The 13,731-nt window shown below is 62.2% G+C and carries 18 protein-coding genes; 8 read left to right on the top strand and 10 right to left on the bottom strand.

Translation table 11 applies throughout. The features are described 5' to 3' along the window. Nucleotides 1-507: 507 nt before the first annotated feature. Nucleotides 508-774: a hypothetical protein gene (locus HYH08_RS23650; protein WP_220012228.1), complete on the bottom strand. Its 267-nt coding sequence runs from the start codon at nt 772-774 to the stop codon at nt 508-510. A 198-nt stretch (nt 775-972) separates the two neighbouring features. Here HYH08_RS23650 and HYH08_RS23645 point away from each other — a divergent pair, with 198 nt between their 5' ends. Next, complete coding sequence (locus tag HYH08_RS23645; protein WP_220012227.1) at nt 973-1,398, top strand: glycosyltransferase family protein; 426 nt, start codon at nt 973-975, stop codon at nt 1,396-1,398. A gap of 19 nt (nt 1,399-1,417) precedes the next feature. Here HYH08_RS23645 and HYH08_RS23640 read toward each other — a convergent pair whose 3' ends face one another. The 3 genes from HYH08_RS23640 to ykgO form a co-directional block, all read right to left on the bottom strand. Continuing rightward, nucleotides 1,418-1,678 (bottom strand): hypothetical protein, encoded by a 261-nt coding sequence (locus tag HYH08_RS23640; protein ID WP_220012226.1) that lies wholly within the window; start codon nt 1,676-1,678, stop codon nt 1,418-1,420. 125 nt (nt 1,679-1,803) lie between these two features. After that, on the bottom strand, nt 1,804-2,445 hold the full coding sequence (locus HYH08_RS23635; protein WP_220012225.1) for a tetratricopeptide repeat protein: 642 nt from the start codon (nt 2,443-2,445) through the stop codon (nt 1,804-1,806). A gap of 106 nt (nt 2,446-2,551) precedes the next feature. Then, nucleotides 2,552-2,677 (bottom strand): type B 50S ribosomal protein L36, encoded by a 126-nt coding sequence (gene ykgO / locus HYH08_RS23630; RefSeq protein WP_006611362.1) that lies wholly within the window; start codon nt 2,675-2,677, stop codon nt 2,552-2,554. 341 nt (nt 2,678-3,018) lie between these two features. Here ykgO and HYH08_RS23625 point away from each other — a divergent pair, with 341 nt between their 5' ends. Beyond that, on the top strand, nt 3,019-3,903 hold the full coding sequence (locus HYH08_RS23625; RefSeq protein ID WP_220012224.1) for an amidohydrolase family protein: 885 nt from the start codon (nt 3,019-3,021) through the stop codon (nt 3,901-3,903). A 73-nt stretch (nt 3,904-3,976) separates the two neighbouring features. Here the strand turns inward: HYH08_RS23625 and HYH08_RS23620 are convergent, their stop codons facing one another. Continuing rightward, nucleotides 3,977-4,711 carry an SDR family NAD(P)-dependent oxidoreductase gene (locus tag HYH08_RS23620; RefSeq protein WP_220012223.1) on the bottom strand — a complete coding sequence of 245 codons (735 nt, stop codon included), beginning with the start codon at nt 4,709-4,711 and terminating at the stop codon, nt 3,977-3,979. 161 nt (nt 4,712-4,872) lie between these two features. Here HYH08_RS23620 and HYH08_RS23615 point away from each other — a divergent pair, with 161 nt between their 5' ends. Continuing rightward, a complete protein-coding gene (locus tag HYH08_RS23615; protein WP_220012271.1) occupies nt 4,873-5,244 on the top strand; it encodes a winged helix-turn-helix transcriptional regulator in 372 nt (123 codons plus the stop codon). Between the two features lie 105 nt (nt 5,245-5,349). On the opposite strand, the gene HYH08_RS23610 is transcribed toward HYH08_RS23615, so the two are convergent. Then, on the bottom strand, nt 5,350-5,880 hold the full coding sequence (locus HYH08_RS23610) for a hypothetical protein (RefSeq protein WP_220012222.1): 531 nt from the start codon (nt 5,878-5,880) through the stop codon (nt 5,350-5,352). 217 nt (nt 5,881-6,097) lie between these two features. Between HYH08_RS23610 and HYH08_RS23605 the strand changes: the two genes are divergently transcribed. The 4 genes from HYH08_RS23605 to HYH08_RS23590 all read left to right on the top strand — a co-directional run bounded on the left by HYH08_RS23605 (nt 6,098) and on the right by HYH08_RS23590 (nt 8,997). Beyond that, nucleotides 6,098-6,784 carry an LOG family protein gene (locus HYH08_RS23605; RefSeq protein ID WP_349631457.1) on the top strand — a complete coding sequence of 229 codons (687 nt, stop codon included), beginning with the start codon at nt 6,098-6,100 and terminating at the stop codon, nt 6,782-6,784. Then, entirely contained in the window at nt 6,781-7,191 is a 411-nt protein-coding gene (locus tag HYH08_RS23600; protein ID WP_220012221.1) for an NUDIX hydrolase, read from the top strand. Before HYH08_RS23605 ends, HYH08_RS23600 begins: the two co-directional genes overlap by 4 nt. A gap of 187 nt (nt 7,192-7,378) precedes the next feature. Further along, entirely contained in the window at nt 7,379-7,597 is a 219-nt protein-coding gene (locus tag HYH08_RS23595) for a hypothetical protein (protein ID WP_220012220.1), read from the top strand. Between the two features lie 230 nt (nt 7,598-7,827). Continuing rightward, nucleotides 7,828-8,997, top strand: coding sequence for a tetratricopeptide repeat protein (locus HYH08_RS23590; protein WP_220012219.1), 1,170 nt, complete (start codon nt 7,828-7,830; stop codon nt 8,995-8,997). Nucleotides 8,998-9,334: 337 nt separating this feature from the next. Here HYH08_RS23590 and HYH08_RS23585 read toward each other — a convergent pair whose 3' ends face one another. The 4 genes from HYH08_RS23585 to HYH08_RS23570 form a co-directional block, all read right to left on the bottom strand. Then, nucleotides 9,335-10,057, bottom strand: a complete 723-nt coding sequence (locus HYH08_RS23585) for a hypothetical protein (protein ID WP_220012218.1) — start codon at nt 10,055-10,057, stop codon at nt 9,335-9,337. 225 nt (nt 10,058-10,282) lie between these two features. Next, on the bottom strand, nt 10,283-10,813 hold the full coding sequence (locus tag HYH08_RS23580; protein ID WP_220012217.1) for a VOC family protein: 531 nt from the start codon (nt 10,811-10,813) through the stop codon (nt 10,283-10,285). A 105-nt stretch (nt 10,814-10,918) separates the two neighbouring features. Next, a complete protein-coding gene (locus tag HYH08_RS23575) occupies nt 10,919-11,767 on the bottom strand; it encodes an alpha/beta fold hydrolase (protein WP_220012216.1) in 849 nt (282 codons plus the stop codon). Between the two features lie 27 nt (nt 11,768-11,794). Continuing rightward, on the bottom strand, nt 11,795-12,682 hold the full coding sequence (locus HYH08_RS23570; protein WP_220012215.1) for an NAD(P)-dependent oxidoreductase: 888 nt from the start codon (nt 12,680-12,682) through the stop codon (nt 11,795-11,797). A 143-nt stretch (nt 12,683-12,825) separates the two neighbouring features. Between HYH08_RS23570 and HYH08_RS23565 the strand changes: the two genes are divergently transcribed. After that, nucleotides 12,826-13,680, top strand: a complete 855-nt coding sequence (locus HYH08_RS23565; protein ID WP_220012214.1) for a LysR family transcriptional regulator — start codon at nt 12,826-12,828, stop codon at nt 13,678-13,680. Nucleotides 13,681-13,731: the final 51 nt, after the last annotated feature.

The raw sequence follows: 13,731 nt of genomic DNA, 5'->3' as shown, positions 1-13,731 counted from the left end.
TTCAACGATGCGGTTCGCGACTTCAGGCGCAACTATTGCGGGGTGCGCCATCAAATCGCGCGCCCGGGAGAGGTGTCCCGAGCGTTCAACGTGAGCGGCGAGACGGCGCTGCAATCGGCAAGCCGGCCACGCCATTGTTCCTCGGAGACTGCCGACCATGTCCCTGATCTGCATCCTGTCCGCGACCAACAGCGCCTATCTGTCGGTGCGCGGCCTCCTCCTGATGGCGGCCGCCGAGCTCGACCGGCTCGGCCATGAGGTCAAGGTCCTCGATCTGGAGGCGCCTGACACGCCGGCGCGGATGGAAGCGCTGCTGCCGCGGCGCGACGAGATGATGGCACTGGTGATGTCGGGAATCGGCCTCGAGATCTTCGCCAGGGACGGCAAGCTGCTCTGGGACGCGGCGGAGCTTCCCGTATTCAACTGGAATTGCGACCACCCTTCCTATTTCCCGCGCCGCCACCGGCTGAGCAGTCCTTACATCGTGCACGGCTACGTGTTTCCGGATCATGCCGCGTTCAACCAGAACCATCTGCACGCCAACGGCGCGGCGTTCGGGACCCATATCGGTATTCCCGATCCCGGCTTCTTCGGCGCCCGGCCGGCGGACAAGCGCAACGGCCGCATCGTGTTCGCCAAGTCCGACTGGAATCCGGCCAGGCTAGAGCGCGCCTGGCGCACGATGCTGCCGCCAAAACTGTTCGCCATCCTGTTCGATGCGATCGCCACCGCGCGCGGCAGGAATTGCTCGGCGTTTCCCGAGATCATCTGCAACGTTGCAGCCGAGCATCTGGTCCATCTGACGCCGGGCGGGGATGTCTTCAATGCGATCCTGACCCGGCTCGACAATTACACGCGGGCGGTGCGCACCCGCGAGGTGGGCGCGGTGCTGTCGAGATATCCGGTGGATTCATCGGCGGCGGCTGGGAGGATTTCAAGGGCGAGACGCCTCACGCCCGTTTTCTCGGGCCCATGCCGTTCGACGGCTTGCGCGAAAATCTCGGGACTTATCTTGGCGCGGCCTCGCTCAATCCCAATGTCGATCTCTCGGTACACGACCGCGTGTTCTTCGCGCTCGGCGCCTCGACGGTGCCGATCTTCGATGCCAACAGCTTCTCGCAGGCGAATTTCCCGCGCCTCTCCCGCTTCGGCTTCGCCCAGGATGCCGACAGCATCGCTGCGGCCGTCGAAGCGGTGCTCGAAGATCCCGAGGCCGCGCAGGCGGCTACCGCCGCGACGCTCCATGAGACCTATCCGCGATTGTCGATGCAGCGCTCGGTGCAGGACATCTGCGAGATCACGACGCGGATGGCGGGCAAGGCCGGCGCAAAACTGAGTCCCGCCGCGCCCTCGCCGTCGAGCTATTGGCCCAAGGAGCGGCCGCCGGCGGCAGCCTGAAGGGGCCGCGGTCGCCGACCTAGTTCGAGCCGTCCTCGGCCTTCTCCTCGTCGGGCGTCGGCGCGGGACAGGCGCGGATGGTCGAGCGGGCGAGCTTGGCATCGGCCTTGGACTTGTAGGGGCCGTCGCCGAACCAGATGTCGCCGTCGATGACGGGATTGCTGGTCACGATGTTGCACTTGCCGGTGGCGCGGTTGCCGACCACCCAGAACAGCCCGTCGGCGAAGCTCACCGTTCCCGACGCAAGCAGCAGGACGCCTGCAAAGATCAAACGCTTCATGGCTTTTGCTCCTGCCCTGCAGGTAGGCCTGCGGCGGCGCCGGCAATAGTCCTGAAGATGCCGCGCTTCGGATCGTGGTTAATCCGCGGATGCCGCATTCGCTCAAGACATGATCGACTTGTCGGCTAAATATCCCGGCCCTCGACCTTCTCGGTCAGCGCCTTGACCTGGTCGGGGATTTTCTCGAGATACGGATTGACGGCGAGCGCCTTGCGGTAGGCGTCGAGCGCACGCTTCTCGTCGCCCACCTCCTGCATGATCATGCCGAGGCCTGCGAGCGCGCCGAAATGACGGGGCTCGCGGATCAGCACCTCGCGGATGTCGGCGAGCGAGCGGGCGTAGTCGTTCTGCATGTAGTAGAGCGTGGCGCGCCGGTTCCAGGCCTCGATATAGTCGGGCCTGAGCTTGATGACCGAATCCAGCAGCTTGATCGCAACATCGATTTTCTTGGCGTCGACCGCGGTCTTGGCCCGCGCCATCAGCAGCGAGGCGGTGTCGCTCGGGGTCTGGATCCAGATTGCCCAGATCCGCGCCTCGACATGCTTGGCACTGGCCTCGTCGGGAGCGGCCTTCAGCGCGCCGAACAGGAAATCGAGATTCTTGGTGCGGTCGACCTTGGGCAGTTTTGCAGGCGCCTCCGGGAGCTTCTTCTGCTCCTTGCCGGGCGGGGCCGGCAGTTCCTTCTGAGCAAGGGCCGGAGCCGAGCCCATGGCGCCCAGCACGAGGGCCAGGCACAGGGTGCGCGCACAAAGGAATCTCACTGCCATGGACGAAGTCTAAACGCGCAAAGCCGCCCTTGCATAGCAGGGGCGGCGTCAAACTCGTGTGAAACCGTGGTCTTGCGGGGCGCGCGCGAGGGCTTAGCCGCTCAGCTCAGCCCTGGCGAGCCTTGAAGCGGCGCTGCACCTTGTTGATCACGTAGACCCGGCCCTTGCGGCGGACCAGGCGGTTGGCGCGATGGCGACCGCGCAGCGACTTCAGCGAGTTACGGACCTTCATGGCAGAATCCTGAACGTTCGAAAGGCCGTGTTCGGCACACCCGTTTCGGCACGCGCGAATGTGGCAAAATGAGATCTTTCCCGCTGGCGGACCGACCGCCCGGGACGGGGCGGTTCTTAAGGCATGGCGGGAGGTCATGTCAATGTTAACCGCCCGGTTCCACCCCGGCAAAATCTCGAAAACAACCCCATGCACAGTAGATGAGGCCGGTTCGGCCCGATCCGTCCTGCCGCCGGTCAAGCACCGCAAAGACTTTCGCGGGCGGCGGTTTCGCCGCCGCCGGCGCTTGCCAAATTCGTTATATCCTATAATCAATTTGACAACCGGTCGGGAGGACACCAATGCCGAAGCTGAAGCTGCCTGATATCGACAAAGTCGTCGCCATCGACATCCACACCCATGCCGAGGAGCCCTGCGGCACCCATCCCGACGACGGCTATGACGATTTCCAGGCGCAGATGGCGGAGTATTTCAGGTCGCCGCACAAGCATCCGCCGACCGTGCCGGAGACCGCGGCCTACTACCGCTCCAAGAACATCGCCGCCGTGATCTTCCCGGTCGACGCCGAGCGCGAGACCGGCTTCCGCCGCTACAAGAACGAGGAGATGCTGGAGATCGCCTCCGAGCATCTCGACGTCCTCATTCCCTTCGTCTCGATCGACCCGCACAAGGGCAAGCTCGGGGTGCGCGAGGCGCGCAAGCTGATCGAGGAGTACGGCGTGCGCGGCTTCAAATTCCACCCGACCATGCAGGGCTTCTACGCCAACGACCGCATGGCCTATCCGCTCTACGAAGAGATCAACAATGGCGGCGCGATCGCGCTGTTCCACACCGGCCAGACCGGCGTCGGCTCGGGCATGCCCGGCGGCATGGGGATGCGGCTGAAATATTCCAACCCGATGTACATGGACGACGTCGCGGCCGATTTCCCCGACCTCAAGATCATCCTCGCCCATCCCTCCTTCCCATGGCAGGAAGAAGCGCTCTCGGTCGCGACCCACAAGCCCAACGTCTATATCGACCTCTCCGGCTGGTCGCCGAAATACTTCCCGCCGATCCTGGTGCGCTACATCAACTCGATCCTGCAGGACAAGATGCTGTTCGGCTCGGACTGGCCGGTGATCACGCCCGACCGCTGGCTGTCGGACTTTGCCAAGATCGACATCCGCGACGAGATCCGGCCGAAGGTGCTGAAGGCCAACGCAAGGAAGATTCTGGGGATTTAGGAAGCGCGCACGCGTCAACGCATCGAGGGCTTCGATCGAATGACCGAAGCCCTCGCCTTGACGCGCTCAAGCCTCAGACTTGCGCGAGACCGCCGTCGACGAAGACCTCGCCGCCGGTCATGTAGCTGCTGTCTGCGGAGGCCAGGAACGCAGCGACCGCACCTGTCTCGGCCGGATCAGCGACGCGCCCGAGCGGCGTTGTGCTGCCGAGCGCATCGAACGCTTCCTCGCCTACGATCTCCAGCGCGAGCTCGGTCTTGGTCGGCCCGGGAGACAGCACGTTGACGCGGATGCCGGTGCCGCGCAGGTCCTGGGCCCAGCTGCGCGCGAGATTGCGGATCGCGGCCTTGGTCGCGCTGTAGATGCTGAATTGCGGCGTCCCCATCACGCCCGTGCTCGAGCCGGTCAGGATGATCGACGAGCCGCGGCGCATCAACGGCAGCGCCTTCTGCACCGAAAACACAAGACCCTTCACGTTGACGTCGAAGATGTGGTCGTAGTGCTCGACCGTGATCTCGCCGAGCGGCGCGAACAACCCGGTGCCGGCGTTGGCGAACAGAATGTCGAGCCCGCCGCGCTCGGCTTTCACCGTTGCGTACAGCCGGTCGAGATCGGACATGTCAGTCACCGAGCCCCTGATCGCGCGCGCCGAGGAGCCGAGTTGCGCAACGGCCGCATCAAGCGGCTCCTGCCGCCGTCCGAACAGATAGACGAACGCACCTTCGTCGACGAACCGCTTCGCGGCTCCAAGTCCGATCCCGGTTCCGCCGCCGGTCACCACTGCCGTCTTGCCTTGTAGTCTGCTCATGATGTGCTCCTTCATTGAGGTTGCACTGAGCTGGCGGCGTACCCACCTATCGACAAGTATGCACCTTTTGGTAAGTGCCAAAAAAAATGTCGATCGATCGTTCAGACCCAATCTCTTCGCGGGCGCAGACGCCACCAGCGGTCCAGCGCTGCACGCCGACTCTGCCCGGCTTCACCTGCGGCCTCGATGCGACTCTCCGGGTCATCGCCGGCAAGTGGAAGCCGCTGATCCTCTACTTCCTCGCCCAGGACGGCCCGACCCGCTACGGCGAGCTCAGGCGCGCCGTGCGTGATGTCAGCGACAAGGTGCTGATCCAGCAGCTCAAGGAGCTCGAGGCCGACGGCCTGGTGAAGCGGACCGATTACAAGGAGGTGCCGCCGCGGGTGGACTATAGCCTCACGCCGTTAGGCCGGAGTCTGGCCGAGGCGCTCGTGCCGCTCTGCACATGGGGCACGGAGCATGTTGCAGAGGTCAGCCAGGTCTTCGCCGAGCGGGCGACGTGGACGCGGCGAGAACGTCAGCCGACCGGCTAGGTTGGTCTGCCCTTCGCTCGAGGTCTGCAACGCTCCTGATAGCGGCGTATCGGCGCAGTTCGTCCGGGGTCCGGCTTGGGCCAGAAGCGGACCCTCGATCTTTGATTATTTTCGCAACGACCTCAGCCGCTCTCGCTCAAAGTCAATGATCTCTTGCTGCCACTCGTTGTACTTGGCAGCGCTTATAGGAATTTCGATAAGGTGAAACCCCAAGGCGTCTTCGTACATCGCGACAAAATAGTCCCGCGCGAGCTGGCTCGGGATGCTGGGCCCCAAAGCGTAGTCGTACTTTGGATCGCCCCCACCGAACCTAACATTTAGGCGATCTCGTTCTGGTCGCGGCCCGCGAATGACATTGAGCACCTGTAACGAAGCTGACCAGGGCTCGCGGAGCTTTTCCGCCGGGGGACGCCCGGACTGATCGGGAAGAAGCAGAAATGTGGGTCGATCCATGACCCGCACCTTGGCGAAGATGACCTGACCCGTTGACGGCAGGAGTTCAGGCTTCGGAACTTCAACAGGCACTTCGTCTGAAAAGTAAGCAAGTCGGCCGTCGGCCGCTCTTACGACGGAGCTTCCCGGAATCATCACGAATGCTGCCATTAGCAGGATGTAGACGTCACGAATGTTGTGCATCACAAAGTTCGGCCATCCCTACTCGACAATCGGACTGGGAACGCCTTACCACAAGACCGATCCCCGGTCCGCTTCGGGTCAATGAGCGAAGAACTCAGATTGAGCAATTCTGGTCCGCTCTGGCTCAACGAGCGGACTTCCGACCGCCGAGGCGCAACTTCGCAGATGGGCCAAGAGGCGAAGTGATACGCGCCAGGAGGTGCTCTGAAAAAAGGCTATGAAGCGCGATATCGGGCCGCTTGCCTCTCCAGGCTCAAGAGGACGATATCGAGTTCGCGTCCTGATTCCCTACAGGTCCCTGCGAAGCGCGCACGAGGTCGCCATGCGGATATGTGTATTTTGCGGATCAAGTCCGGGTATCGATCCCTACTACGGCGTTGCCGCCGCTGCCGCAGCACGTGCCATTGCGGCAACCGGCGCAACGATCGTCTACGGTGGAGGGCGTGTCGGACTCATGGGAGTGATCGCCGACGCTGCAATGAACGCGGGCGGGAAGGTCATTGGCGTCGTGCCGCGTGCGCTGGTTGAGCGCGAGATCGCGCATCGTGGCCTCACCGAACTCCATGTGGTCGAAACGATGCACGAACGAAAGACCAAGATGTCTGAGTTGGGCGACTCATTCATGGCACTTCCCGGTGGAGCTGGTACCCTCGAAGAGATATTCGAGCAATGGACCTGGGGTCAGTTGGGCATCCACGCCAAACCATGCGGCTTCCTCAATATCAAACATTATTTCGATCCGCTTCAGGCGATGATTACCCGAATGGTGGCGGAAGGTTTCATGATCCCGGCCTTTGCAGACATGGTGAGCTTCTCCGACCAGGTTGAGGCGCTGCTTGCCGCGTTCCAGTCCTATGTGCCCCCACCGCGAAAATGGTCTTCGAACGACGTAGTCAAAGCATGACGGCTCAAATTATCGTCGCCGCAGCGTTGGTGCAAAACGCGATTGGAGAGGTTCTGCTTGTTCGCAAGCGCGGTACGGACCGCTACATGCTGCCGGGAGGCAAGATGGAGGCGGGCGAAACGCCTCTGCAAGCGCTTGTGAGAGAGCTTCGCGAAGAGCTGGGCGCAACCTTCCAAAGCTTGGGAGCGCGTTTTCTGGGCGTATTTACAGCCGCGGCTGCAAACGAACCCGAACACGAAGTGGTCGCGCATCTCTTAGCGGTTAGCCTCGACGCGGATGTCAGTCCCTTGGCGGAAATTGAGGAGGCCATCTGGGTCGATATTCTCAAGCCTCACTCCCTCCCGCTTGCACCGCTTGTAACGACAGCAGTCTTGCCGATCATCTGCAAAATGGGCAATTCGTCCTGATTGCCAATGTTCGCCGTGGGACATTCGTGTCGATTTGGCCGCGCCTCTAGGATGACCGGTCTAGCCCCGATTGCCGACGTACGGGACAGCAGAGCCGACCTTCGCCTTCGGGCCAAAAGCTGACATTCTCAAACGAGAGACCGCCAATCGAGGTGGCGCAGTTCCCGCAACATGATAAGCTCGCACAATGGGGAAGTTGACGTTCGAAGACCGGATCGTGGAATACCAATGGGCGAGCGACGTCGAGTTCGACGGAATTCGCATGGAAGTTCTTTCGGACGATGGGAGAACGCTCTTTGACCTTAGTGTGCCCGATGATGGTCCAATCACCATCAACACCTTCGGCAAAGAGATTGCGGCCTCTCTGATCGAAGCAGCAATCGAGGTCGCGCGCCGTCCACGATAGCCAAGTTGATGCTGGGCGCGATATCACTGATATCACCATCCGTGACCCGTGACCCATATCGGCAATGTCCGCAGAGCGCGTAGGATGGGTTGAGCTCTTGCGAAACCCATCGCTGCCTCGTTGCGAGGCTTTGATGAGTATCGCTTTCGCTCTACCCATTGTACGAGCTAGCCTCGTCAGTGTGCACCGGATAAATTGCCCTCAATCTCCCTTTACAAGACGGAGTTGCCGTGCGGTTGCTGTTGCTGATCGTTTTCCTTGCCGCGACGTCGCCGGCGCTCGGCAGGTGGGTGGGCGTGGAAGAGGAACGTATCCCGGTCGCCAGGCTCATCGAAAATCTGGAGAAGATCGCCAAGGACGATCCTACCAGCGTCGAGGCATTGCTGAACCTCGGTCGTGCGCACGGCATGGCTTACGCCCAGAAGTCCGACCCGCTGACGGTGCCGAAGGCATACCATGGCATTGAGCCGCCAGCCGTTCCTTTCGGTGCGGTAACGGCGGCCGCTGACCTCACTCTGACTACCGCCTCCCAGGCGCATCTGGAAGCCGCGTTGAAAGCGTACAAGCAGGCGTTGGAACTGGACAAGGATAACCTTGTGATCCGGCTCGGCCTCGCCTGGCTGACCGAGCAGGCCGGCAGGAAGGACGATGCTGTGGAGCAGTATCGAACAATCGCGACCGACGCCTGGGAGAAGGAAAAGAGCTTGACGGTGGTTGGTTTCCGCGGGCGGACGCTGACGGGCGAAGTCGCCTCTTATCTCATCCCCCTTCTCGACGCCGAGAAGGATAAGCGCGAGATCGAGACGCTGAAGGAACACGCCGCCACCTTGGGAAAGCGGCCTCACCCGGTCACACCCATCGCAGTGCCGCTTGCCGATGGCCTCACTGCCATCGACCTCGAAGCACCAGGCACGCGGGTGACGTTCGACGTCGATGGCAGCGGGCTAGGTCGGGAATGGAGCTGGATTACTCCCAAAGCTGCCTGGTTGGTCAGCGACCCCGCACGCGATGGCAAGATCGACAGCGGCCGCCAGTTGTTCGGCAACGTCACGTTCTGGATGTTCTGGAGCAACGGATACGCGCCACTCGCCGCACTCGATGACGACCGTGACGGCATTCTGACCGGCAAAGAACTGGCCGGCCTCGCCCTGTGGCACGATGCCAACGGCAATGGCGTGGCAGATCTTGGGGAAGTCAAGCCGGTTTCGGCCTATGGTATCGTCGCGATATCGTGCAAATGGCAGACGCTGAACAACAATTCGGACAAGGTCGCCTTCAGCCCGAAGGGCGTGGTGTTCCAGGATGGAAAGACGCGCCCGAGCTTCGATCTGGTCTTGAAGCCGCAGCTTGGTCTCCAGGTCACGTTGCGGAAGCCAGACGCGCTGCGGAATAATCCCTGAATCACTCGAATGACGGGTGGCGCCCTATTTGAAGCAACATTTTGCTGAGCCCGTGCCAGCATTCTGAGCGCCAGCCAAAACTTCCGTTCTGGGGTCAAAAGCCGACCGATCAGAGCATGCCTCAGCTGGTCAGCTCTGGGCCACAGCCGAAGTCCGTTGACGTCGCGAAGCGACCGCGGGAAGACGGCTTTGGTCACATCCAAACTTCTTCGCGGCAACCGCGGCATCGATGGATGGGCACCATTCGGTCATTCTTCACGTCAGGGATCGACACCGTTTACCGCGAAGAGAAATTGCACTTCGGGCATGTGGTATTGGCGCCGAGGCCAACCGCCTCCTAAGCAGCGCAGATGAGTTCCAGACGCGCTTCGAACCTGATGCTGCGCTTGCCGGCAAGCGCCGTACCCTCAAGGACTGCGCCCTTCGCATCGCACGTTCCTGCAAATCCAATTCCGATCTCGTGTCCGCCAAATACCGGGTCTTCGCCTCGCGCCGGCGTGTGCTCCTGATTGACCATCTGGCCCTTCCATCGACCGTCGGCGGAGGAATACGACCCGAGATAATAGAAGAAGGCGTCGCCGCCCAGGATTCGGCCGTTGTTCAACAGCATCACCCCGGTCAGACCGCCGGGCACGCCGTCCAAAATCTCGAGATGGATAGAGTATAACCCGTTGGAAATGCCGCCTTCGCCAATCATCCCGGGCGCAGGAAGGTCGGTTTCGTCCAGCGGGGTCATGACGGACCGAAACACGGCGCCGGGCACCTGCGGCGAACTGCCCTCGAAGTGAAACGCCTTGCCGACTGCCCCTCCAACGACGGAAATCGATGAAACGTCGGACCCGAGCAAAGACTGGTGATCCGCCCCGAAATTGTGCCGCCGGCTGGTGACATCGACCCGGATGGAATCCCCCTCGACATGATAACTTCCGATATGCGCAAAGCCTGAATTGCCCCCCAGCAACTTGCCCCCGCGCACATACGTGACACTCCGTCCGACCATCCGGTTGATCGAAAACTCGCTTTTGAAGAGGCCGTCAAAAGCGCTCGATAACCCGTTCATTCCCGCCCCGCCCTTTGACTCCGCCCCCGATTTTGCTCGGCGGCTATGCTAGCGGCGGAGCATGCGCTTGTATACAGGCGGCGCTTGGCGAAGCAATTTAGCTTGAGGCCAGAAGTCAGGGATGTCGGCCAATCTCAGAACCATAAGGACCGGACATAGCGACCGACAGTGGCTTAGAGCACCAAGTTGAACGCCTGCTCCTCGCCACCCCTTTTCGCACCCAGCTCAGTCCTCATCCTGCCACCTGCGCAGATCCGTCTGGTCATGATAGGCCATGCGGTCCGGCGTGGTGATGAATTCCATCGTCGTGCCCCACGGCATGCGGCAGTAGCAGACCTTGTTTCCAGGACCTTTCTCGGTTGCATAGGGAATAGCGCGCGGCGTGGTGAGGGGTGTGCCTCCCGCCTTCGCGAAGCGCTCGACCGATGCGTCGATGTCGTCGGTGTAGAGAGCGAAATGCGTGATGCCGAAGTCACTCGCCCGGATCGGCCCGGCTTGCTCGGGACCGTGCATTTCGAACAGCTCGATATCGGGGCCGGTTCCGATCTTGACCATCGCCTGCGCACGCACGACCGTTCCGGGAAAAGCGCCGACGGCCCGCTCGAATTCCGCTCCCTGCCGCGGCGGATCCTGCGGTCCGAAGGACTGATAGATCACCTGGCCGCCGAAAGCTTCCACCAGGAACGATTTTGCTGCTTCGATGTCGGGCACCGTGATGCCGATATGATTGACGCCGCGAATGACGGGTGCGGTCATGACAGTCTCCTTTGCTGTTTATTCGATCCATCGCGATCGCTGAAGGCGCAAATTCGCCAACAGCCTCTTGATCCGCCCGGCCCACGATGGCCCGGACGCCGGGTTTCAATTGGCTTTGAGGAATTCGATCAGGGCGGCTGCGACTTCATCCGGCCGCTCATCCGCGACATAGTGGCTGCACCGCGCGATCGAGCCGCCCCTCACATCGGTGGCGAACTCCTCGAGCATCGGCACCATCTGCGCACCGAACCGCTGATCCCCACCGAGGCCCAGCACCGGTATCTCGAGCGGCTGCTTCTTGTAGTCGAGCGCAGCCGCATGATCGGCGGCGAGGCTGCGGTACCATTCCATTCCGCCACGCGTGCGGCCAGGAAGCGCCATCGCTTTTGCGTAGATCTCGATGTCCGCCGGATTGAAGGTGCTGTGATCGTAGAACCGCTCTGCCATGAAGGTCGAAACATAGTCATGTTCACGGCCATGAAGCAGGCGCTCGGGCAGGTCCCGGTTCATATGGAAGCTGAAGTGCCAGAGCCTTGCGATCGTCGCCTCCCATCCGGTCCAGCCCGGAAGGGGAACGTCGAGGACGGCCAGGTGGGTCACGGCTTTCCGATAGATGGCGGCCTGCGGCAAGGCGACCATTCCGCCGATGTCATGTCCGCACACGGCGTAGCGTTCATGCCCGAGGGCAACCATCACTTCATGCGCGTCGCGCGCCATCGTCGCCTTGTCGTAGCCGTCGAGCGGGCAGTCGGAAAAACCCGCGCCGCGCAGATCCATGGCCACCACGCTGAAATGCCCGGCCAGCAGCGGCATCACCTTGTGCCATTCCCACCATGTTTCCGGCCAGCCGTGAAGCAGCAGGACCGGCGGGCCCGAACCTCCCGTGACGGCGTTGATCTTGATGCCGTTCACCGGCACCAGCTGCTGGGTAAACCCCTTCAAAGTCGCGATCATGATCGCCTTCCAGTCGGATGTTGATGTTCAAACGGAGCTCGCGGCCGGCGCCACGCTGTCGCCGCCGCGAACCGTCATCTCGGCCATGATCGACCAGTCCTTCTCGCCGAGGCCCGCCGAGACAGCTTTGCTGAGCCCCTCGCGGACAGCTTCAAGCATCGGGAGCGAGCGTCCGATCTCGTTGCTGGCCTCAGTCGCCAAGCGCATGTCCTTGAGAGCGAGCCTGGCTTTGAAACCGGGCTCGAATGATCGTTCCGTGATCTGCGCGCTGTAGCTCTCATAGGCGCGGCCCGAGAACAGGGTGCCGAGGATGAGCTCGAAGAAATCGGCACGGTCGAGGCCGACGCTCTCGGTCAGCACGACACCCTCAGCCATCGCCTCGATCGCCATGGCGATCATCATGTTGCAGGCGAGCTTTGCCGCATTCGCCCGAGCAGGGTTCTCACCCAACTTCCAGACCTTCTTGCTGAGCGGGGCGAGCAGCGGCTCGATCGCGGCAATTGCATCGGCCTTCCCGGCCGCCAGGATGTTGAGCTGGCCAGCCGCCGCGACGTTCGGTCGACCGAGGACCGGTGCGGACACATAGCCGAGGCCCGCCTCATCGTGCAGCAGCTCCAGCTCCCGCGCGAATGCGACCGAGATCGTCGATGTGACGACATGGGTCAGCCCTGGTTGCGCGCTTGCGAGCAGGCCGGCATCGAGGATCACCTCCCGAATGGCTGCGTCGTCGGAGAGCATCGTGAAGACTGCGTCAGCCTGGAAAGCGTCCGCCGCGAGTTCGACAAGCGTTACCCCGGGGACGCTACCCTGTGCGACCTTGCTACGGTTCCAGGCCCGGACATCATGGCCTGCCTTCACCAGGTTCAGGGCCATTGCCGAGCCCATACTGCCGAGACCGATGAAGCCGATCTGCATGTTCTATCTCCTGTTGTTCGGTCAGAGCTGTGCGCCGAACCGGACGCAGGCTGCCGCGCGATGGCAGGAAGCTAGGTGCTTAGATTTGTTCTTTAACTGACATAATTGTACTGTCGGCGTTCAGTTTTGTGTGGGTACTCGCGATGGAATGGAGTGACGTCAGAATCTTTCTTGCTGTTGCGCGATCCGGCACGCTCGGCGGCGCCGCGCGTTCGCTGCGGACGAGCCACCCGACCGTTGGCAGGCGCCTTCGCGCACTCGAGCAGGCGATCGGTCACACGCTCTTCCAGCGCACGGCGGACGGCCTTGTTCTGACCGACGAGGGCCACGGGATCATCGCGCTGGCCGAGCAAATGGAAGAAGGTGCGCTGGCCATGGAGCGCCGGCTTGCGGGGCAGGAGCAGAATCTCAAGGGCAGCCTGCGCATTTCATCAACGGACTGGTTCGGGGCCTATGTCCTGCCTCCCATCCTGGCAGATTTCTCGAACGCCTACCCCAATGTCGACGTTGAGATCCTGACCGGCACGCGCCGGTTCAGCCTCGCCCAGCGGGAGGCCGACGTCGCTTTTCGTGCCGTTCCGTTCGACACTGCCGACGTCATTCAGCGGCGGCTCTTCAGGCTCGAATACGGCGTCTATATCGCGGAGGAGGCGGCTGATCCCAAGTATGGCGATGGGACCGGTTTTCGGCTGATCGCGCCATCCACGCCCCACTTCCCTGACATTGCGTGGCTCGTCGAGAGTTTCCCCAATGCGAGACCGGTCCTGCGGTCGAACAACCGCAACGTCCAGGGGCGCATGTGCAGGCAAGGCGTCGGCATCGCCGTCCTGCCCCGCGTGGTCGGCAATCAGACCCCTGGTATCCGCAGACTGGACCTACCGACGCCGCCGCCAGCCCGGGACATCTGGATGGGATACCACCGGGACCTGCGGCGTCTTGGGCGTCTTCGCGCCTTCATCGCGACGGTATCGGACCATCTCGTGAACGCGACCGCATGATGTGCGGCCCGGGCATACTCATGGCTCTCGCAGTGGCGGACGTCCGCTGCG

This window comes from Bradyrhizobium sp. BR 10289 (assembly GCF_019455385.1).
GTDB lineage: Bacteria > Pseudomonadota > Alphaproteobacteria > Rhizobiales > Xanthobacteraceae > Bradyrhizobium.
Note: the sequence above shows the minus strand (reverse complement) of the source record. Positions and strands in the feature narration are given on the sequence as shown.

What these genes read in the sequence shown, in the direction of transcription:
- HYH08_RS23645 (WP_220012227.1), top strand. Translation starts at nt 973, where the DNA reads ATGCCGTTCGACGGCTTGCGCGAAAATCTCGGGACTTATCTTGGCGCG.
- HYH08_RS23640 (WP_220012226.1), bottom strand. Translation starts at nt 1,678, where the DNA reads ATGAAGCGTTTGATCTTTGCAGGCGTCCTGCTGCTTGCGTCGGGAACG.
- HYH08_RS23635 (WP_220012225.1), bottom strand. Translation starts at nt 2,445, where the DNA reads ATGGCAGTGAGATTCCTTTGTGCGCGCACCCTGTGCCTGGCCCTCGTG.
- ykgO (WP_006611362.1), bottom strand. Translation starts at nt 2,677, where the DNA reads ATGAAGGTCCGTAACTCGCTGAAGTCGCTGCGCGGTCGCCATCGCGCC.
- HYH08_RS23625 (WP_220012224.1), top strand. Translation starts at nt 3,019, where the DNA reads ATGCCGAAGCTGAAGCTGCCTGATATCGACAAAGTCGTCGCCATCGAC.
- HYH08_RS23620 (WP_220012223.1), bottom strand. Translation starts at nt 4,711, where the DNA reads ATGAGCAGACTACAAGGCAAGACGGCAGTGGTGACCGGCGGCGGAACC.
- HYH08_RS23610 (WP_220012222.1), bottom strand. Translation starts at nt 5,880, where the DNA reads ATGCACAACATTCGTGACGTCTACATCCTGCTAATGGCAGCATTCGTG.
- HYH08_RS23605 (WP_349631457.1), top strand. Translation starts at nt 6,098, where the DNA reads ATGAAGCGCGATATCGGGCCGCTTGCCTCTCCAGGCTCAAGAGGACGA.
- HYH08_RS23600 (WP_220012221.1), top strand. Translation starts at nt 6,781, where the DNA reads ATGACGGCTCAAATTATCGTCGCCGCAGCGTTGGTGCAAAACGCGATT.
- HYH08_RS23595 (WP_220012220.1), top strand. Translation starts at nt 7,379, where the DNA reads ATGGGGAAGTTGACGTTCGAAGACCGGATCGTGGAATACCAATGGGCG.
- HYH08_RS23585 (WP_220012218.1), bottom strand. Translation starts at nt 10,057, where the DNA reads ATGAACGGGTTATCGAGCGCTTTTGACGGCCTCTTCAAAAGCGAGTTT.
- HYH08_RS23580 (WP_220012217.1), bottom strand. Translation starts at nt 10,813, where the DNA reads ATGACCGCACCCGTCATTCGCGGCGTCAATCATATCGGCATCACGGTG.
- HYH08_RS23575 (WP_220012216.1), bottom strand. Translation starts at nt 11,767, where the DNA reads ATGATCGCGACTTTGAAGGGGTTTACCCAGCAGCTGGTGCCGGTGAAC.
- HYH08_RS23570 (WP_220012215.1), bottom strand. Translation starts at nt 12,682, where the DNA reads ATGCAGATCGGCTTCATCGGTCTCGGCAGTATGGGCTCGGCAATGGCC.
- HYH08_RS23565 (WP_220012214.1), top strand. Translation starts at nt 12,826, where the DNA reads ATGGAATGGAGTGACGTCAGAATCTTTCTTGCTGTTGCGCGATCCGGC.